18 protein-coding genes are annotated in these 19,432 nt (G+C 41.1%); 7 read left to right on the top strand and 11 right to left on the bottom strand.

Going from position 1 to position 19,432, the window contains the following annotated elements:
* Positions 1-65: 65 nt before the first annotated feature.
* The 8 genes from M2369_RS07700 to M2369_RS07665 form a co-directional block, all read right to left on the bottom strand.
* Positions 66-410 (bottom strand): circular bacteriocin, circularin A/uberolysin family, encoded by a 345-nt coding sequence (locus tag M2369_RS07700; RefSeq protein WP_025208266.1) that lies wholly within the window; start codon positions 408-410, stop codon positions 66-68.
* Between the two features lie 23 nt (positions 411-433).
* Positions 434-1,087 (bottom strand): YIP1 family protein, encoded by a 654-nt coding sequence (locus M2369_RS07695; protein ID WP_025208265.1) that lies wholly within the window; start codon positions 1,085-1,087, stop codon positions 434-436.
* A 154-nt stretch (positions 1,088-1,241) separates the two neighbouring features.
* Complete coding sequence (locus tag M2369_RS07690; protein WP_061420720.1) at positions 1,242-3,323, bottom strand: beta-galactosidase; 2,082 nt, start codon at positions 3,321-3,323, stop codon at positions 1,242-1,244.
* Between the two features lie 23 nt (positions 3,324-3,346).
* A complete protein-coding gene (locus tag M2369_RS07685; protein WP_144679007.1) occupies positions 3,347-4,555 on the bottom strand; it encodes a glycoside hydrolase family 53 protein in 1,209 nt (402 codons plus the stop codon).
* An 11-nt stretch (positions 4,556-4,566) separates the two neighbouring features.
* Positions 4,567-5,409 (bottom strand): galactooligosaccharide ABC transporter permease GanQ, encoded by an 843-nt coding sequence (ganQ, locus tag M2369_RS07680; RefSeq protein WP_007497274.1) that lies wholly within the window; start codon positions 5,407-5,409, stop codon positions 4,567-4,569.
* Position 5,410: 1 nt separating this feature from the next.
* Positions 5,411-6,649 (bottom strand): carbohydrate ABC transporter permease, encoded by a 1,239-nt coding sequence (locus tag M2369_RS07675; protein WP_024720443.1) that lies wholly within the window; start codon positions 6,647-6,649, stop codon positions 5,411-5,413.
* 145 nt (positions 6,650-6,794) lie between these two features.
* Positions 6,795-8,060, bottom strand: coding sequence for a galactooligosaccharide ABC transporter substrate-binding protein GanS (gene ganS, locus M2369_RS07670; RefSeq protein ID WP_259253929.1), 1,266 nt, complete (start codon positions 8,058-8,060; stop codon positions 6,795-6,797).
* 172 nt (positions 8,061-8,232) lie between these two features.
* Positions 8,233-9,228, bottom strand: coding sequence for a LacI family DNA-binding transcriptional regulator (locus tag M2369_RS07665; RefSeq protein WP_024720441.1), 996 nt, complete (start codon positions 9,226-9,228; stop codon positions 8,233-8,235).
* Between the two features lie 171 nt (positions 9,229-9,399).
* Between M2369_RS07665 and M2369_RS07660 the strand changes: the two genes are divergently transcribed.
* On the top strand, positions 9,400-10,299 hold the full coding sequence (locus tag M2369_RS07660; protein WP_025208260.1) for a LysR family transcriptional regulator: 900 nt from the start codon (positions 9,400-9,402) through the stop codon (positions 10,297-10,299).
* A 15-nt stretch (positions 10,300-10,314) separates the two neighbouring features.
* Here the strand turns inward: M2369_RS07660 and M2369_RS07655 are convergent, their stop codons facing one another.
* The 3 genes from M2369_RS07655 to M2369_RS07645 all read right to left on the bottom strand — a co-directional run bounded on the left by M2369_RS07655 (position 10,315) and on the right by M2369_RS07645 (position 14,008).
* Entirely contained in the window at positions 10,315-11,991 is a 1,677-nt protein-coding gene (locus M2369_RS07655) for a hypothetical protein (protein ID WP_047946714.1), read from the bottom strand.
* Between the two features lie 82 nt (positions 11,992-12,073).
* Positions 12,074-12,484: a hypothetical protein gene (locus M2369_RS07650; protein ID WP_024720438.1), complete on the bottom strand. Its 411-nt coding sequence runs from the start codon at positions 12,482-12,484 to the stop codon at positions 12,074-12,076.
* A 12-nt stretch (positions 12,485-12,496) separates the two neighbouring features.
* Positions 12,497-14,008 carry a lipase family protein gene (locus tag M2369_RS07645; RefSeq protein WP_310503967.1) on the bottom strand — a complete coding sequence of 504 codons (1,512 nt, stop codon included), beginning with the start codon at positions 14,006-14,008 and terminating at the stop codon, positions 12,497-12,499.
* 105 nt (positions 14,009-14,113) lie between these two features.
* Here M2369_RS07645 and M2369_RS07640 point away from each other — a divergent pair, with 105 nt between their 5' ends.
* From M2369_RS07640 to gntK, 6 genes are all read left to right on the top strand, one after another.
* The gene (locus tag M2369_RS07640) at positions 14,114-14,620 is read left to right on the top strand and encodes a DUF1433 domain-containing protein (protein ID WP_047946721.1); all 507 of its coding nucleotides are present in this window, start codon (positions 14,114-14,116) and stop codon (positions 14,618-14,620) included.
* A gap of 81 nt (positions 14,621-14,701) precedes the next feature.
* Positions 14,702-15,181 carry a DUF1433 domain-containing protein gene (locus tag M2369_RS07635; RefSeq protein WP_058337128.1) on the top strand — a complete coding sequence of 160 codons (480 nt, stop codon included), beginning with the start codon at positions 14,702-14,704 and terminating at the stop codon, positions 15,179-15,181.
* 44 nt (positions 15,182-15,225) lie between these two features.
* Positions 15,226-15,708 (top strand): DUF1433 domain-containing protein, encoded by a 483-nt coding sequence (locus M2369_RS07630; RefSeq protein ID WP_045033679.1) that lies wholly within the window; start codon positions 15,226-15,228, stop codon positions 15,706-15,708.
* Between the two features lie 93 nt (positions 15,709-15,801).
* The gene (locus M2369_RS07625) at positions 15,802-16,737 is read left to right on the top strand and encodes a nucleoside hydrolase (RefSeq protein WP_259253927.1); all 936 of its coding nucleotides are present in this window, start codon (positions 15,802-15,804) and stop codon (positions 16,735-16,737) included.
* Positions 16,738-16,853: 116 nt separating this feature from the next.
* Positions 16,854-17,687: a MurR/RpiR family transcriptional regulator gene (locus M2369_RS07620; protein WP_039165382.1), complete on the top strand. Its 834-nt coding sequence runs from the start codon at positions 16,854-16,856 to the stop codon at positions 17,685-17,687.
* A gap of 185 nt (positions 17,688-17,872) precedes the next feature.
* Positions 17,873-19,417, top strand: a complete 1,545-nt coding sequence (gene gntK, locus M2369_RS07615) for a gluconokinase (RefSeq protein ID WP_073413229.1) — start codon at positions 17,873-17,875, stop codon at positions 19,415-19,417.
* Positions 19,418-19,432: the final 15 nt, after the last annotated feature.

Below are 19,432 nucleotides of genomic sequence, written 5' to 3'. Positions count from 1 at the left end.
ATATTCCTCCTAGACGAAAAGAAGGAGGAGTATAATTATACTCCTCAATTTCTTCACTTTGGATTTTACCATTCTGCAGCGTATTTTTTGCCGTGTTTTGTAGCCAATTTTTTCGCAGTAGCTACCATAGCAGCAGTGACAAGGCCAGTTCCACCCAAAACAACAGCTAATAGACTAAGTATTGTTAGGACATCGCCAGTAGTCATGATAACACCTATAGCAGCATAAGCGGTCTTGCGACTAATTCCTAAGTTTGTTGCAAGGTCTAATGCAAATTGATTACCTGAATTGAAATCAATAGAAGCTAAACTTGCAATACCTTCTGAAGAACCCATAAGGAAAGTAGCGATGGCAAAAAGAGAAACTATACTTGTAACACTCGCAATTTTAAAAAGATTGCTATTTTTCATATTTGAATTCACCTCCTTTCAGTTTACAAAAATAAGCTAGTTGAAAAAAGAGAAATAATACCTAAAGACATTGTTATACAAACGATTATGACAGTTTTTATATAGGAAATTTTGTGTATTTCTTTAATTGCAATACACCCTAGAATGGTAGACCACCAAAAAAAGGGGTCGATGATAATATTCAATATAATATCAATTGGCTTTTGAGAATTTGGATAAATAACTGAAAATGCAAAATCACTACCTAAAAAGAAAGAAAAGATAATGAGAATTATAAATTTGATAGCAACCGGTATGATAGAATAAATAAAACTTGGGAAAAACTCTTTAGCAGTAGCAACACCACCAAATAATATCCCAATGATATGTATTATAAAGAAGCTTACAAGAACCATTGCTGTAAATTGAACAATCCCTAATGCTAGTGTAATCATCATAATGAGTATGCTCATATCAGCAGTATAATCAATCCCATTTGTTTTAAAAGAATGATTAATTAATGTAGAGATTGTGGGGAAAATAGCTAAATAAAACCCTAAAAACAGACTTAACACAGCCAGGAAAACAAACCAAGAATGACGATAATTTTTTTCACTAGAGTATTTGATTAAGAGAAAGTTCTTAGGAGAAAAGACGAAATGATGTATTAGAGTAATAAAGTTGTGTTTATTATCCATAAATGCTCCTTGATTCAAAAAGTGTTTTTTTGCTAATTCTCACAAATAATGTATCATGTTTTGCCATATTATTTCAAGTTAGAATTTTGTTTATAAGCTGAATTTAAGCTGAATTTAAGGTTGGTTCTTGCATAAAAAGAAAAAAAGAATGTCTTTAAAGACATTCTTTTTTTCTTTTTAATATAAAATATTCATAGGCATCTAGTATTATTTTTCCTGTTAAATTTGAAGAGTGGAATGCATCTTCATAAGTGATTTGATCTTCTAACAAAATTACCTTTTTACTATCTGTAAAATTCATCATAAACACAAAGTCCTGCGATCCATCTGTTCGTTTCTGGACACTGACTCCCTCTGGAATTGAAGAGGATAGGATCGGTTTTATCCCTATTCCTGTGATGAGATCTTCGTAAAAATCATCATAAAACGCTTGCTCATTTTCAGAAGCCATATAGTATGCTTTCCCTTTGCCAAATGGACGGACAGTAAGGGCGGGCTGCCCTTCATAGCAGCCATTCTCAAAATGCCCTAACACAGAGGCTGATTCTGGGTGAATGGATTCGCAATATTGCCCGACATGGTAGGTGCGTCCATTTCCTGTGGTCATTAAAACGTGTTCATCTGGCATCAATGTGTTGATTTCCTCTGCCCAAACACCAAGTACATGGCGGAGAGGGCCAGGGAAACCACCGAGGAAACAGAGGTCGTTTTCATCAACCATGCCGCTCCAGTACGTTGCTACAAAAATGCCACCCTCTTTGACAAATGCTTCGATCTTTTCTGCCACGCCTGGTTTGATCATGTAGAGCATTGGCCCCACAAGCACTCGATAGGATGAGAAATCCTTTTCCATCCCGACAATATCAACAGGGATGCCCTTTTTCCAGAAACTGCGATAGTGAGTTTGGCAAGCCTCTACATAGCGTTTGTTGGTATTATTTAAGCCTTGCGCATCATCAATTGCCCAATGGTTTTCCCAATCATATATGATGGCGACCTCTGGTTGAACGGATGTACCCGCAATCGGTTGAAGCTGCTCCAGCTGTTTTCCTAAATCAGCGACTTCTTGAAACACACGCGTGTGTTCATGTCCTGAATGATCCACAACGGCTCCATGGAATTTTTCAGAGGCGCCCCGGCCTTGTCTCCACTGGAAATAAAGGACGGAGTCGGACCCGTGGGCAATCGCCTGCATGGCAGAGAGGTGTGCCATTCCTTTATGCTTTACCTTATTCACTTCATGCCAGTTCACGAGGCTTGGTGTGCTTTCCATCACAAGAAACGGCTGACCGCCCTTTAATGAACGATATAAATCGTGAACGAAGGCGACGTTTGACGCTAATTCTGCAGTGGTTTCTCTGCCGCTATGCCATGCTGGATAGCTATCCCATGAGATCACGTCGACTTCTTTTGCAAATTGATGATAATCCAGTCCAAGGAATGGACGCATATGCGGATAGTCGCCCATAAAATTGGTGGTTACTGGCACATGAGGTGTTAATTCTCTCAGCGGTTCAATCTCATTTTGATAAAAATTGATCGTTTGTGCTGTGACAAAACGCTTCCAGTCTAGGTTCATGCCATGAATCATGTGCTCGCCATGAGGGGCTGGTGACTCGATTTGTGACCAATCACTATATGTGTGGCTCCAAAACCCCGTCCACCATGCTTGGTTCAAAGCTTCAAGGTCATGGTTGTATTTGTCTTTCAAATAGTCTCTAAATGCTTCTTGGCAAAGATCACAATGACATTCACCGCCGTATTCATTTGAAATGTGCCACATGATCAGCGCTGGATGATCCTTGTAGCGTTCAGCGAGCAAACGATTGAGTGTATTCGTTTTTTCTCGATAAACCGGTGAGGTGAAGCAATGATTATGGCGAAGTCCGTGTAAGTTGCGCTGGCGGTTTGCTTCAACGCGTAAGACTTCTGGATATGTTTGCGAGAGCCAAGCAGGTCTTGCTCCGCTTGGCGTGGCGAGAATGGCGTGAGCTCCCTGCGCTGCCAAGCGATCCATGATATCATCCAGCCAGGCAAAATCATATTCCCCTTCTTTTGGCTCGAGCTTGCTCCAAGCGAAAATGTTGATAGAGAATGTTTGACAGTGTGCAAGCTTCATTAATCGAAAATCTTCGTCAATGATCTCCGGCATATGAAGCCATTGATCAGGATTATAGTCGCCACCATGCAAAAAGCCTTTCACATTTGGGTGAACGAGTGGGTAACGCTTTCCCATTTTGTCACGTCCTATCTGTTTAATTACGGTGTCATTTGTTTAAATACATCAAGAGAAGGCAGGGCTTTTCCGTTGAAATCAAACATGGCCTGATTTTCCCAAGCATTCCCGACTGTGCCGGTTGTTTGAATATAAGCGAGCCCGTATTGACTAGACCACGGAGCACCTTTTGCTGGAATCCAAAGCGGCTCCCAATAAAAGAACCCTTTCCCGCGATTGTTTTTTACTTGTGAAATTTTTTCTGATAGATCTCGTATAAAAGATGCCTGCCCTTGTGGTGATGCTGGATAACCGGCCGTATTGACTGAATCTTGGTTAAATGAGTTATCGAGGTTGTCACCATTTGCTGTTGTAAAGCCGTAGGCGGTTTCTACCACGATGACATCTTTGTTATAGCGGGCGCTAATATCATTCATGTTGTTAGTAAGACCGCTAAATCCCCCGTCCCAATACGGGTAGTAAGATAAACCGATCGTATCGAACGAAACGCCTCGTTTGGTGATTTCATCAAACCACCAGCGAGATGCACCATTGTCCCCTCCATGTGCAAGATGAAGCATGACTTTGATGTTTGAATCGACAGAGCGGACAGCATTTGTCCCCGCTTTTAGCAAAGCAGCGAGTCGGTCAAATTCACCGCCGCCTTCACCCCAGCTCTTTCCGTTCGGCCAAAGCATACCTGAATTTAATTCATTCCCGACCTGTACCATATTTGGTAGGGCATTTTGTGCTTTCATCGCTTTAAGTACATCGCTTGTGTAAGTGCCAACAGCTTTTTCTAAATCGCTTTGGGAGAGATTGATCCAAGCTTTCGGTTTGAACTGTTTACCGGGATCGGTCCAGAAATCACTGTAGTGAAAATCAAGCAGCACTTTCATGTTTTGTGCTTTTGCACGTTTCGAGAGAGCAATGGCGGTATTTAAATCGTTTGTCCCCCCGTTATAGGCACGGCCTTGGTTGTCGTATGGATGGTTCCAGAGTCTGATGCGCACATAGTTGACACCTTTCTCTTTTAATAGCTTGAGCGGATCAACCTGCTGCCAGTTTTGGTTGTAGTATTTGCCGCCGCTTCGCTCCACTTCTGCGAGCATGGAGATATCGGCTCCTTTGATGAAATCACCTTGCAATCCATTGATCGGTTTCACCGAAATCGTATCAGCCTTTGCTTCAGGCAGAATACCTAACCCCATCAGAAAGAAAACGACAACAGTGACAAGCAACCATTTCTTCATCAAATCTCCCCTTATCCTTTTGTCCCGCCTTGTGTGAGGCCGGATACAAATTGTTTTTGTAAAACAAGAAACAATAAAGCAACTGGAATCGCAATGAGTAAAGCCCCTGCTGCAAAGGTCGTGTAGCTGGCACCCATTTTGTCTGATACAAGATTGTATAGACCGATTGGGAGCGTATACATTTCGGGTGAGCGGACAATGACACTGGAGATAATGAAATCACCGAGCGGTCCTGTAAATGAGTTGATGGCAACAACGGCTAAAATCGGCTTGGCAAGCGGCATAATAATTTGGATGAAAATCCGGAAATGCCCTGCGCCATCCATTCTGGCTGATTCATCGAGATCCTTTGGAATCGCATCAAGATAGCCTTTCATTAAATACGTATTCATCGGAATTTGTCCGCCTGCATAAATCAAAATCAATGCGAGGTGGCTGTTAATGAGTCCAAGCATTTGAGCCAATACAAATATGGCAATCAGCGCTGAAAATTGAGGAATCATTTGCAGCAGCAAAAAGAGCATCAGTCCATTCTTGCGTCCTTTGAATCGGAACCTAGAAAAGGCATAACCTGTAAAGCTGACAAGGATCAACGTTAAGAGCATAGTCGCAATACTGATTTTCATTGAGTTCCAATACCATTTTGCATAAAGTGCCCCCTGACCGAAGAAGAGTTCTGTAAAGTGGCTGAACGTTGGATTCTTCGGAAACATGCTTGTGCTCATCAGGCTGTTCCCAGGATTAAAGGAAGCGCCGATCGTCCAAAGGAGTGGATATAGAATACAAACGGAGGCAATGAAAAGGATGAAATAAGTAATACTCAGGCGAATGAGCTTATTTTGTTTTGATCCCATATCACATCATGTCCTCCTCTTTAAATGAATTCGTTCTCTTAAATTGCCAAAGTGCAATGGCAATGACGAAGATTGACAGTAAGATCGTAACAGCGGCAGCGAGTGCATATTGAGAAGACTGCATCGTCAGTTTGTAAATCCAAGACACCAAGATGTCTGTGCCCCCAGCAGTTGAGCCAGCCACAGGCGGTCCTCCGCCATTAAATAAGTAGATGATATTAAAGTTGTTAAAGTTAAATGTATATTGCGTGATTAATATAGGTGCAATTGAATAGAGGACAAGCGGTAATGTGATGGAACGGAATTTCTGAAAGAAATTTGCCCCATCAATGGTTGCAGCCTCGTATAAATCTTCAGGAATGGCCTGCAAAACGCCAGTTGTCATAATGAACACAAAAGGAAAACCAAGCCAAGTCTGCATCGCAATAAGAGCGATTTTGCTCCAAAATGGATCTGTCAGCCATGGTTTTGGATCAATTCCAATCGATGCAAAAAGGGTATTGTTGATCGCACCAAACGTGTCGTTAAACAATCCAGCAAACACCAAAATGGTCACAAATCCTGGAACAGCCCACGGCAGAATCAAAATCGTTCTGAAAAACCGTTTTCCTTTTAAATCTTTTTGATTGAGCAGAACCGCTAGGAAAATGCCGACAGCACATTGAAGGGTCGATGCAGCCAACGTCCATACGACCGTCCAGCCTAGTACATCAATGAATGTGTCTCTCCAAATATCGATTGAAAAGATATTTTGAAAGTTTTTGATGCCTACCCAATCAATGAGATTGGCAGGAGGCGAGTGGTATAAATCATAGTTTGTAAAGGCCAGCGCAAAGCTGAACATAATAGGAAAGACAACAGAGAATAGAAGTAAAAAGAAAGCAGGAGTGCTCATTAAGTAAGGAAAGCCTTGGTCGATGAGCTGATGGTATTGAGCACGGATGGAATGAAGCGGAACCCCTTGATCACGTTTCTTTCCGTTCATAAATGCATCACGTATCATGAGTACATAAAAACCGATGCCAAATCCAGCTGTTAAAAGTGCAATAATTCCTTTTGCTAAAAGGAAAACAGAGTTGTCACGAGGCAGCATCGTACCAAGTGTGAACAGCCCCCAGAAGCCAATATTGAATAAATCATAAAACACAAGTAGAAAAGAAACGCCAAACAGGAAAAAGAGTGTCCCTTTGCCATACTGTTTGTTGTATATTTGCCCCATCCCGGGTATAAGAGAGAACATTAGCGCCCGTCTCCGGTGTGTCTTTGATTCCACTATGTGTGTGCGGTCTAGTTCAAGGTTACCCGTCACGTTTAACACCTACTTCATATGAAATTAGATCAAGTGCAGGCAGCATGACAGATGAACAGCTACCTGCGCTTGGTGTTTATTTGGAGTGATTCGCTTTAATTTGCGAGTCGATTTGTTTAACCGCATCATCAAATGCTTTTTTCACATCGGTACGGCCAGTCGCAATCAGCCCTAATGCGCTGTCAATTGGCTTCCACACCTCTGCCATCTCTGGATTGTTCGGTGTCAGTGTGGCATATTTCGTTTGCTTTGAAACAGCATCCGCATTAGCGTTTTCAGTAATGACTGGGTCTTTCATCAGTTTTTTCACTGGTGGAATTTCCTCTGTTACTTCAAAGCGCTTTTTCGAATTTTTTTCGTTCGTGATAAACTCAACAAATTTCTCGGCAAGTTCTTTATTTTTAGAATAAGAGGAGACGTTGTAGCTCTTTACACCTAAGAACGAGCTCATATGTTTTCCGTTAGGGAGTGTTGGTAGCTCGGACACGCCATAGTCGATACCCGCTTCTTTATAAGGACCAAATGACCATGGACCAGAAATCACAGCCGCTGCCTTTTTCTCAGTGAATAAGGAATTGAGGACATTGATTCCTTGCTCACCAATGATGCCTTTCGGGAAAAGTCCTTCGCTAAAGAATGTCTGAATGTATTTTCCGCCTTCGATGGCACCATCGTTATTAAGACCAATATCATTGACGTCATAAGAACCATCGTTTTTCTGTTTGAAAATATAGCCACCTGAACCGCCTAATACACTTTGTGCGTAGTAAATTTCATCCCACTTCGCAACAAAACCGTATTTCCCGTCCTTTGTCAGCTTTTTCGAAAGGTCATACCAGCCATCGAGTGTCGTTGGTGCCTTTTTCACAAGGTCTTTGTTATAGAAAAGCACAGTGGTTTCAACGGATTTTGGCAGGCCATATAGCTTACCATCTATCGTTTGTGATTGAATCGATTCGTCTGTGAAGGAATTGATCACTTTTTCATCTGGTTTGATTTCTTGTAACAATCCCTCTGTGACAGCTGATCCAATTTGGTCGTGAGGCATGGTGATGACATCTGGACCAGTGCCGGCTGCGCCATCAAGACGAAGCGCTTCAATTTGGTCGGCATATGCTTTTTCGACCACTTTGACTTTCACGTCGTTTTGTTTTTCAAATTCTTTGACGGCGTCTTGAATCCCATCAGACTTTTTGACATCCTCCCACACTAGCAAGGTCTTTGTACCTGTAGATGCCGGCTGTGTACCGCTTGAATTGTCATCTCCTGGTCCGCATGCTGACAGTAGCAGCACAGCAGTACCAACGACTGCCGATAATGTCGCCCATTTTCCCTTTTTCATTCGTAATCCCCTCTCGTTCTTTTTTCACAGATGATAAGAAAACGCTTTCTTAATGTGAGAATATCAACTTGAGTAAAAAAAGTAAACACATTTTATTAAATTTATTAAGTAAAATTTTTTACTGAAATAAAGAGAAAAGAAGCCCACCATATACGGCAGGCCTTCCAGCTGTTTATATCGTGCTTTTCCGAAAGACAGGTTCTGAGGCAATCAGCACGGTTTTTGGTAATGTTCTGCCATCAACAAGTCTTTCTAAAAGTAAATCGACAGCTGTTTCGCAAAGTAAAGAGGTATGGATGTGATAAGTTGTGAGCGGTGGTGACACATATTGAGAGACGTGAATATCGTTGATACTAAAGACACTCACTCGATTTGGTAAAGAAAAACCGCGTTCATTTAATGCTTGTAAACAGCCTATCGCAAGAGGATCACTTGCGACACAAAAAGCGGTTGGCAGGTGATCGCCGAGCTCGTCGATCGCCTTCATCATCAATGAATAGCCTTCATCTACAGAGAAGTGGTGACCGATATAGACCAATTGTTCATCCAGTTTGTTGTGTGCTGTCATGTACTGGCGGAAGGTCGTTTCACGAATATCTGGAATACGCCTATTTGTATTGAGATCAAGATCTGTCCCGCCAATAAATCCGATGGATGTGTGCTGTTTTTCGATAAAAGAATCGATAATCTTTTCTACAATTCGTTTCAGGTTTGGTTTCACAGAATCAAAGCGGTCTTCATCTGGTGATGTATCAATAAAGACGATATGTTTTGTGATTGCATATAATTGATCAAGCTCAGTTTTTTTAAATCGACCGATGGCGATGATGCCTTCTGTAGAAGGATCAATCGATTGAAGACCATCAGATGGGTTGTAAGCGGTAACATTTAAGCTTCTGGTATTGGTGAGTTCCTCAATGCCTAGACGAATGGATTTGAAATAAATATCTTCAAGCTCTTCTTTTTCGGTCATCCAATAGAGAAAGGCAATTTTTTTTAGTGAATGTTTGAATGTCTTTTTTTGATAGGACAAAGCTTCTGCTGCCGCGTATACTCTCTCACGTGTTTGATCCGTAACCGATAGGTTGGGATCTTGGTTCAGTACGCGAGACACGGTGGCGATGGATAATCCGGCTTTTTCCGCAATGTCCTTTATTTTAGCTGCCAAGTCAGCACCTCCTATAGAAAATATCTCCTTTCAGTATAGAGTCTTTAAAAAAATTAGTAAATATTTTTATTAAATTGATTGGTTTAGGCTGTTCTTTACGAGTTGGAAAGGAATTAGTAAGATATATGTATTGAAGATGTAGGATTAAGATTTCTGATAGGAGAGGGACAGATGTATTATGATGCACTGAAGACATTTGTGACAGTGGTAGAAGAGAAAAACTTTACAAAAGCAGCTCAGAAGCTACGGATTTCTCAACCGAGTGTCAGTCTTCACATTAAGAACTTGGAGCAGGAATTTCAGACGGTTCTGCTCAATCGTTCGCCAAAGCAATTAACGGTGACGCCAACTGGGGATATGCTGTACCATCGATCAAAACAAATCATTCGTTTATATGAACAGGCGAAGCAGGATATTTATGAGCATCATCATCTGGCACGAGGGAAGCTCACGATTGGAGCGAGTTTTACCATTGGGGAGTATGTGCTGCCGCAAATTTTGGCACAATTTCATCAGCTCTATCCGCATGTTGATATTGAGGTAGTCATTGATAATACAGAGGCGATCGCTAGACATGTTCGGTTGTTCCATGTCGACATCGGACTGATTGAAGGACAAACCAATGACAAAGAACTCTCTGTAGAAACGTTCCTAGAGGATGAACTGTATATCGTTGCCCCATTAGACCATCCGTTTGCAAAGAAAAAGGATGTCACCATTGATCAATTGCAAAATGAAACATGGATCACAAGAGAAGAAGGATCTGGGACAGGAGAATACTTACAGCACGTCCTGAAATCAAATGGACTGAAAGCGCGGACCTTTGTGACATTTAGCAGCAATCAAGCGATTAAAGAAGCTGTCATTCATGGAATGGGGCTGTCTGTTTTATCTAAATATGTCCTTCAGCGGGGCAGCATTGGCGGGGAATTGGCTGTCATTTCTGTGAGGGGAATGGACTTTAAACGGACATTTTCCTATGTCGAATCCCCGATGACAGGTGGGAATAAAAATAAGGAATTGCTTGTTGAGTTGTTGAGAAAAGAGAAAAAAGACGCTTCTCCGCAGTAGGAGAAACGTCTTTTTTTATAATCCTTTGATGTTGATTTCATCGACTGGTAGGAAAATCTCACCTGTATCTGTATACTTCATGGTGACTTGATCCCCTTCTTTTAAATAAATAATAAGAGGCTCTTTTTCAGATGACATGGTGTAGTTTTTTCCATCGTCTAGTAAGAAGGTGACGGTTGTATAATCACCGGTCTTTTCCTTATACACCCTCTTCACTTTGCCTGTTGACTCTTTCTTTTCTTGCTTTGATGAACTATTGACGGTACCGCCGCCTTTTTGAAGAGCAGTTTTATAGGCTCTTAGTGCTTCATTTGGAGTAGAAGCGTATGCGGCGATTTCAGGATTGGCTGCCGAAACAATAAAGTAGTTTTGCAGGAACCCGTTTGAATCGAGAACAGGTGTAAGCCAGCTGGCTTCCCCGTAGAAATTATAAAGAATCGGCATGCGGCCCTTCCATTTCTTCTCGATAAATCGTTTCTCAATAATTTGCAAAGCTCCCTGTGAATCCATGTAGGATTCTTCAAGATTACCCGTATAATACGTGGCTTTTCCTGTTCGGGCATTTGTTAGTGCATACCCGAGCATGGAATCAACGCCCTCTTTTGGACTGGTGAAATCTGTGAAGTAATACATATCCCCTTTTGAATCAAACACTGGACTTACATTGGCTTCCGTTCCCTCGTCTGAAGGCAGCTTCACATCTGATTTTCCAAAGAGGCTGTTCCAGAAACCATGTACATAGTTGCCGAAGTAACTATTTTGTAGACTGACCGCCTCTGGTGACACAGCGCCATCAATAAAGGCTGGTACTTTGTCTAAGGAATATTTCTTCGTTGCACCCGTTTTGGCATCCACAACAACCACACCTGAAGCTTTAAACCCGTTTCGTGCAGAGATGAAATCTCCAAATGTTTGGATGTAATAAGGCTTGCCATCATCATTGATCTCTAGCTGCGTGTCTCCATAGAAAATCAAATCTGGGTACTGAAGACGGATATGCCGCTCAATTTCCTTATTGAAATAGGAAGAAGGCGTATAGACCATCTCGGTTTTCACAAACTTTGGATTGGCAGATGAGTCGGTCGCACTTAATGTAAAGTAACCCGGTGTGCTACCAGAACGAATCCATTTAAAGAAATCGGAGAACTCGACGGGTGCGATATACACATACTCACCATTGACTTTCTGAATTTGCAAGCTGCCAAGCTCGTAGTAACTCGTGTTTGGCACCTGCCCGAACGATTTCTTCATCTTATTGCGAGCAAATTGCGGTGGTACACTCGCAGGTGTCTCTGTCTCATCGAACGCTTTGATTTCGACTTTTTGCTCCATTTTAGACACGTCGAATTTCTCATTTGCATTAAATAGAAAAGCGGTTGCCATATAAACACCGAGCAGCAATAATATGAGAAATAAAACGCCCTTGATCTTCCGCTCCAATCCCACTGATAAAAAGGCACCTGCTGCTGTCACAACAAGTCCAATGAGCCACAGTGATGATGGGTTGCGGTCTAAATTGGTGATGTAGTAGAAGCCGAAAATCCCGATGATAAACAGCAGTGCCAGTCCCGCAATCCACATAAGCGGCACCTGTTGTTCAGTCCCTTTCTTTCTAACGATTAACCTGAGTGGTGTGAGCAAAAGGGTCAGGACAAGACCGATCACAACCGAAAATAACAACATATATCCCACAAACAGATCTCCTTTCAAATCAATCACTCTTTTAGTATATACGAGTGAGACGGGGAAAAGATTCATCGGATGGCAGGTTCATTTAAATGCCGATCGAATCAATGGCGGATTGAACATCTTCCTTCAGCTCAAAAAATGTGAGTCTTTTTTCAATTTTTTCGATTAAGGCGTCAATGGCTTCACCTGACATATGGGTTTGGATGTTCCTTTGATGTTTGTACACGTTAATCAGAAGGTCATCAATCAGATCTACTATTTTTTTGGCTTCTTGGCGATCCTCTGCAAATTCATTTTGAAGTTGATGCCGGATGGCTCTGATCAGCGCTGTTTTCTGTTCTTCTTTGATCTTTGCCTTCAAAGCAGCCAGCTCTGCTGGTGTCATGTCTTCCGTGTTAAAGTTTGCTTGAGAGAAGATGGAGCTTGATGTATGCGTATCTGTCACTCTCTGCAAAAAACGATCTGCGTCTGTTGGTTGTTTCTTTGAAAATTCCATTTGTCGTACTCCTTAAGAAATACCCATATTCTTGGCAAGGGTTGTATCTGCATCGTGGTATTGTTTTCCTAGCTGGCTCATATCATCTGATATTGAATCCATCCACCTTTTCATATCCATCGCATGATCAATCGCTGCATCATACTTTTTGACCGAATAGAACTCATTTTCAAGACCCTCTGTTTTTAAGTGGCGAATCACAGCATCCACATCTGAAGCCGTCAGCTGATCATACGAGCCAAAACCGACAATTTGTTTGTATCTTGAACGGACGCGTTCCACCGATTGATCCACTTTGTCATCGAGTTTCTCAATTTTACGAATGATTTGCTGCATATGGTGCTCGGCATATGTAGAGAATTTACGACCTGTGTTCATGAGAACATGCGACTTGATTAAAATCGCTACCACACTTTGCGGATGGACATTTGATTGGCTCAATTGATGTAACATGGCGGCAGTGAGAGAAGGGTTTTTTCTCAACATATCATCAATGGTTTGAACGGAGCCATCTGACGAAAAGGAATACCGGTCTAAGCCATGGCTGCCGGCGAGGGCTTCAAGAAATAAATTCGCATCAAGTGAAGGGTTCACACTCATTGCCTGATTGAGGAGATTTTTCATAAATTGGACGGCCTTTGAGGAGTCCTCAGTGTAATCGACGCCTTCAGGTAAAGCGGCATCATACATCACTTTCACACGACCGATTTCTGTCGTATGACGATTTAAGAGAGATAGCCCGTCATTGAGATTGATATATTCTGTTAATCTACTACGGTAATCACCTTTTAATGCTTTGGCTTGCAGACCATCCGATAGATTTGGGTAAATATTCGGATTCTCAAAGGTGACCCCGCCTTTAATAAAATCATTTTTGACAAGAACATAGGAAGCATTTGATCCGCCAAGTGAATGCCCTGTCACATACATCTTCGCATTCGGCATTTTCTTATGGATCTCTTTTGCATACCGGTCCGCCTGCACCATTTGATTCTCTGCACCGTGTTCAAAGGGGATATTTTTAATCAAATACTTCGTATCTGAAATCAACCAATCTTGCACAATCTCATTTGTATAGGTCGTTGTCCCTGTCGTCATCTTCGTCGTGACTTCCTTTGACGTCTCTGACTGGCTAAAAGGAGGCAGCTTTGTCAAAATGGTAGAAAGAAGATCATCTGACTCTTTTTTTCCATGTTTTTTAATGGTATCTTTATATTGGCCTGCCCCAATCGGTTCTGAGCCGCGGTAGGCGATGACGGCGTTTTTGATTTTGGTGAGGTCTTTTCCGCCATTTGAGCGAGTGAAATCCTCTTCAGAAACAAGAGTTAAGGCATTGAGCCCTTTTTCGGTTTCTTTATAGTCAATGACGTACATGTTGTTACCATTACTTATTTTTATCATGTTTGAATCGCTATAATTATCTATTTTATAGGATTCGTCCGAAATCTTATTGTAGTCTTCGTCGCTAAGCGTATTTCTTGATATTTTTTTAGATAAAAATGTCACTCCTGTAATATTTATCATAATGATTATATTATAGAATGTATTAAATATCTATTATAGTCTGGGTTTATAGAGCATAAAGGTTAAAAATATATTTTAAATTTCAAAAGGTGGATATTGGTGCTAATGAAAAATACATTAAAAGTTTTATTTGCTCTAATTGTAATAATAATCATATCTGTGTTAGTGCTTTTAAACCAACATGATAAGCAAAATAAAACTAGCGATCCAGGAGGAAGGGATACTGTGCAAGAAAAAAAGAAAAGTGATCAACAAAAGGCAGAAGAATTCGCAGACAAAATGAAGCCAAAAATAGAAGAGGATCTTTATGAAATGGACATCCATCATTTCATAAAAAATATAACGTTTAAAAAGGAAGTTACCATAAGTCCAATGGGTTATATTGTAGTTGAAGGATACATTAACGATGAACCTGAGAAGTTCAATTTTTCTGCATCTTTAAAGTATAGAACTAACGAAATTAGTTCAATGAGTTATTCATACGAGTTATCAATTCGTTTCAGGGATTGGGAAAAATATAAAGATGAACCACAATTAAAAGAGAATTTCCTAAAAAGTCTCCCCAAAAAAGAACGAGAACAATATCTCAAAGACATTGGAGAAAAAGAGTAGAACAGGTACTAGCCTACCTGTTTTTATTTTGTCAAATTCAATAGTCAGCTGATTAAAGTTCATCAAGGAGTTTTGCTTTTTATGAAAAATATCATGAAATTTTCTATCATAATTGTGGTCGCCGTCATCTCCGTAACTGTGTTTGTTGTAGAGTACATTCATCAGAGTTTTTCAGATGAAGTAGTGCAAGAGAAAAGCGATCAAGAAAAGGCCGAAGAATTCGCAGAAAAGATGAAACCAAAAATTGAAGAATATTTACATGAAAAAGATATTCACAATTTTATTAAAACCATCACATTTAAAAAAAATGTATCTATAAGCCCTATGGGTTATGTCACAGTTGATGGATATATAAATAAAGATGCAGAAAAATATCATTTTTCTGCATCATTAATATACAAATCTAATGAAATAGGTTCGATGAGTCATTCTCCTGATTTATCATATCGCTTTAAAGACTGGGATAAATATAAAGATGAGCCTGAAATAAAGGAAAACTATCTTAAAAGACTCTCTGAAAAAGAACGTGAACAGTACCTCAAGGATATTGGGGATAAATAACAAAAAGTTAATTTTTCATTATTAAGAAGGTGGCAACGGTAGACATGAAAAACACAATAAAACTTGTATCTGTTTTGGTCGTTATCATCATTGTCTCAGTGACTTCGTTAATCACTCAGCACAATAAGCAAAGTAAAACAAATGATGTGGTAAAAGAAAAGAGCGATCAAGAAAAAGCAGAAGAGCTCGCAGAAAAAATGAAGCCTAAAATAGAAGAATGTTTACGCAAAGAAGACATCCATCACTTTATTAAGACCATAACGTTTAAGGAGAGGGTAACTATTAATCCTATGGGCTACATCGTAATTAGAGGATATATAAATGATGAGCCAGAAAAGTACGAGTTCTCCGCTTCATTAAAGTATAGAACAAAAGAAATCGGTTCAATGAGTTATTCAGCAGAACTAGGAGATCGTTTTGAGAACTGGGAAGATTTTGATCCTCAAGTGAAAGAAGACTATCTAAATAGTTTATCTAAAAAAGAACGCGAACAATATTTGAAAGACATTGGAGAAAAAGTGAAATAACAAGTCGACAAAGCCGATTGATTCCCTAAATCAATTTCAAAATATGCTATCATTCCCCTAACAACACTTACAAACAAGGGAGAGCTTTCAAACATGGCAAATAAAAAGAAATTGATCTTGGATGTAGACACTGGAATTGATGATGCGATTGGTATTTTGCTTGCAGTGAAAAGTAAGCGGTTTGATATGTTGGGGATCACAACGGTGTGCGGGAATGTGTCTGTTGAAGCTGCGACGTTGAGTACGTGTAAAGTGCTTGAGTTGGTTGAGGCAGAGGAAATCCCTGTCATCAAAGGTGCAGTAACGCCTCTTTTGAGAGCCCCTCATTATGAACATCGGGTGCATGGGGAGGATGGAATTGGCGGCGCTTTAAAAGATGTCGAGCCTAAGAAGACCGCAGATGAAGGTTTTGCGCCTGATTTTATCATTGACCAAGTACTGAAGTATTCGAAGCAGGTTACGCTTGTGTTGACAGGACCGTTAACGAATTTAGCCCTTGCGGTAAAAAAATGCCCTGAGCTGATTCATCACGTGAAAGAAGTCATTTTTATGGGGGGTGTCGTGCAGGGACAGGGGAATGTCACACCGGTTGCGGAATTTAATACATATGCAGATCCAGAAGCGGCGAAATTGGTGCTGGAGGCTGGTTTCCCTTCATTGACTCAAGTAGGGCTGGATGTCACGAGACAGGTCTTGTTAACGGATGAGAGAATTGATGCCATTCAAAATGAAACGTTAGCCAGTTATATCAGAGAGAGCACAAGCATTTACCGCCAGCGCTATTTTGAGCGGAATGGGGTGTGGGCATGTGCCATGCATGATCCGCTTGCTGTAAGTCTTGCAATTGATAAACAACTTGTGAATACACAGGCTTTTCATGTAGAAGTGGAGACGAAGAGTGAGTTCTGCGATGGTCAAATGATATGTGATTTTCAGCATCAATGGGGAAAAGATCGCAATCTTCAAGTGTGTATGGATGTAGATGCTGAAAGGTTTTTTGATTTAATGATCAAAGTCTTGAATTCTTAAAAAAGAAGTCTGTGCAAACGGGCTTCTTTTTTATAAGATGGGAACATGAGGAAATGTATGCGCTCACATGAATGAGGAAGGAGTGAAGTCAATTGGCTTTTGTCGGTTTAAGTAGTATGGATAAGATAAGGGCAGCAAGCAGAGGATTGCCGCCAAAACTGAAAGCAATTGCTGAGCACATTACGAGTGAGCCCCGCGACATCATCCATTTGTCGATTGTCGAGCTTGCCAAAAAGACAGCGAGCTCAGAGGCAACGATTTTTCGTCTTTGTAAAAGGCTTGGATTTGAGGGGTATCAAGATTTGAAGATTGCTATTGCCCAGGAAATAGACCAAACGAAGCCTGATTATGTAGATGAAGAGATGAGTCTTGACGATGATACTGCCGTTTTTATGCAAAAGGTATTTCAGGCGAACATCACTGCATTAAAGGATAGTTTTCAATTGTTGAATCCAGAAGATGTAGAAAGAGCCGTACAATTAATCCATGAAGCAGAGCGCTTAGAGTTTTATGGCAGCGGTGGGTCTGGTCTCATCGCCACAGATGCTTTTCACAAATTTATGAGAACAGGCATCAACTGTATTGTTCATACAGATTCTCACTTTCAAGCGATGTCGGCAGGTCTGCTTGATCAAAAGAGCACAGTGCTTGGTATATCTCATTCTGGTCGAAATAAGGATTTACTGGATGCGATGAAAACAGCCAAGGAAAAAGGAGCGAAAACCATTGGCATTACAAGCTATCAGCGTTCTCCATTGAGTCAGCTTGCAGATGTCACGCTGTATACATCAACGCAAGAAACGGCTTTCCGAACGGAAGCGATGTCTGCTAGGCTTGCCCAGCTTACTGTGATTGATGTGCTATATTTTGCGCTTGCACATTTAAGGCAGCAGGAAACATTAACAAACTTAAAGCAAATGAGAGAAACCATTTCTCAAAAAAGAGTGTAATGGTTTCAAAAATAAATTTTTCTATTAGTGAAAAATGCTGTTGTGGTAACGATTCTGAGGTTTTTAGTGAAAATTATTTTCTTTTTGATCGTTGAATGTCGAAAAAAATATTCCTATAATGGGATTTATCAGGTACACCGGCACCACGACACTTTATTTCAAATCAATGATTGGGCGTGATACAGATGAAGGGAAACCAGGCGGTAATTGGTTTGGATATTGGAACAACAAGTACAAAGGCGGTTCTATTTGGACCACAGGGGAAAGTCATATCAAAGCATTCTGTTCCTTATGACCTCATTCACCCCCAGCCAGCATGGGTTGAGCAGAACCCTGAACATATTTTAGATGCTGTGATTGCGAGTGTAAGAGGCGCATTGACGAAAGCAGCATTTGATGCAAAAAACCTCATAGGTGTGGGAATTAGTACGGCGATGCATTCCTTAATCGTCATGGATGAGAATGGAAAAGCATTAACAAACAGTATCATTTGGGCTGATAACAGAAGTGCAGAACAAGCGAAACGAATCATAACGGACTTAGATGGCTTTCAAATTTATAAAAGAACCGGAACACCGATCCATCCAATGTCACCGCTTTCAAAAATACGATGGATCAAGGAAATGACACCTGACGTCTTCAATCAGGCAGCAAAATTCATTTCCATCAAAGAGTATGTTCTTTATCATTTCTTCGGTCAGTATGTGGTCGATTATTCAATCGCATCAGCAACAGGACTGTTCCGATTGGAAACGCTTCAATGGGACGAGGAGGCACTACGTATTGCAGGAATTCAGGTGAATCAGCTGTCTGAACTTGTTCCAACGACGCATCAGCTGCGTGGGCTTCAGCCAGAAATTGCGCTGCGAATGGGCATTGAAAAAGATACACCATTTGTTGTGGGTGCAAATGACGGTGTATTAGCGAATCTTGGTGTTGGTGCGATTGGCAAAGGTGAGGTAGCAGTCACGATTGGGACAAGTGGTGCAGTACGTACAGTCGTAGATCAGCCAATTACAGATGAGCAATCAAGAACATTTTGCTATGCATTGACGGACAAGCATTGGGTGGTCGGAGGACCGACCAATAACGGCGGGATTATGCTGAGATGGCTGAAGGATGAATTTGGGTCGTCAGAGGTGGAGGTAGCGAAGCGTCTAGGTGTAGACCCTTACGATCTGATGATTGATATTGCAGAAAAGGTTCCAGCTGGCTCAGAAGGACTGCTGTTTCTTCCATTTTTAACAGGTGAGCGAGCACCTTATTGGAATCCAAACGCAAGAGGCACGTTCTTCGGGATCGGTCTTCAGCATAAGCGCGAGCACTTTATTAGAGCCGTGTTAGAAGGCGTCATTATGAGTGTTTTCTCGATCGGTGTGGCACTAAGAGATTTAACAGGTCCAGCGAAGGATGTCAGGGCTTCTGGTGGATTTGCGAGATCCCCGCTATGGCGGCAGATTTTGGCGGATACAATGGGCAGAGAAGTGCTCGTTCCAGAGAGCTACGAGGCTTCCGCACTTGGGGCGGCTGTCCTTGCACTTCATAGTTTAGGTCATATGGAAGAGATAGAAGAGGTGCAGGAATGGATTCGTATTTCTGCCCGCCATGAACCAAATATGAAGAACAACGAAACATACATAGAGCTGTTTTATTTATATGAGCGTCTCTATGACAAACTGAAGGATGAATTTGATGTCATTAGTGCGTTGCAATTAAAACAAAATCGTTAAACATCGGGGAAAAGG

The organism is Bacillus sp. JUb11 (assembly GCF_024807925.1).
GTDB lineage: Bacteria > Bacillota > Bacilli > Bacillales > Bacillaceae > Bacillus > Bacillus altitudinis.
This window is presented reverse-complemented; position numbering and strand designations above follow the sequence as displayed.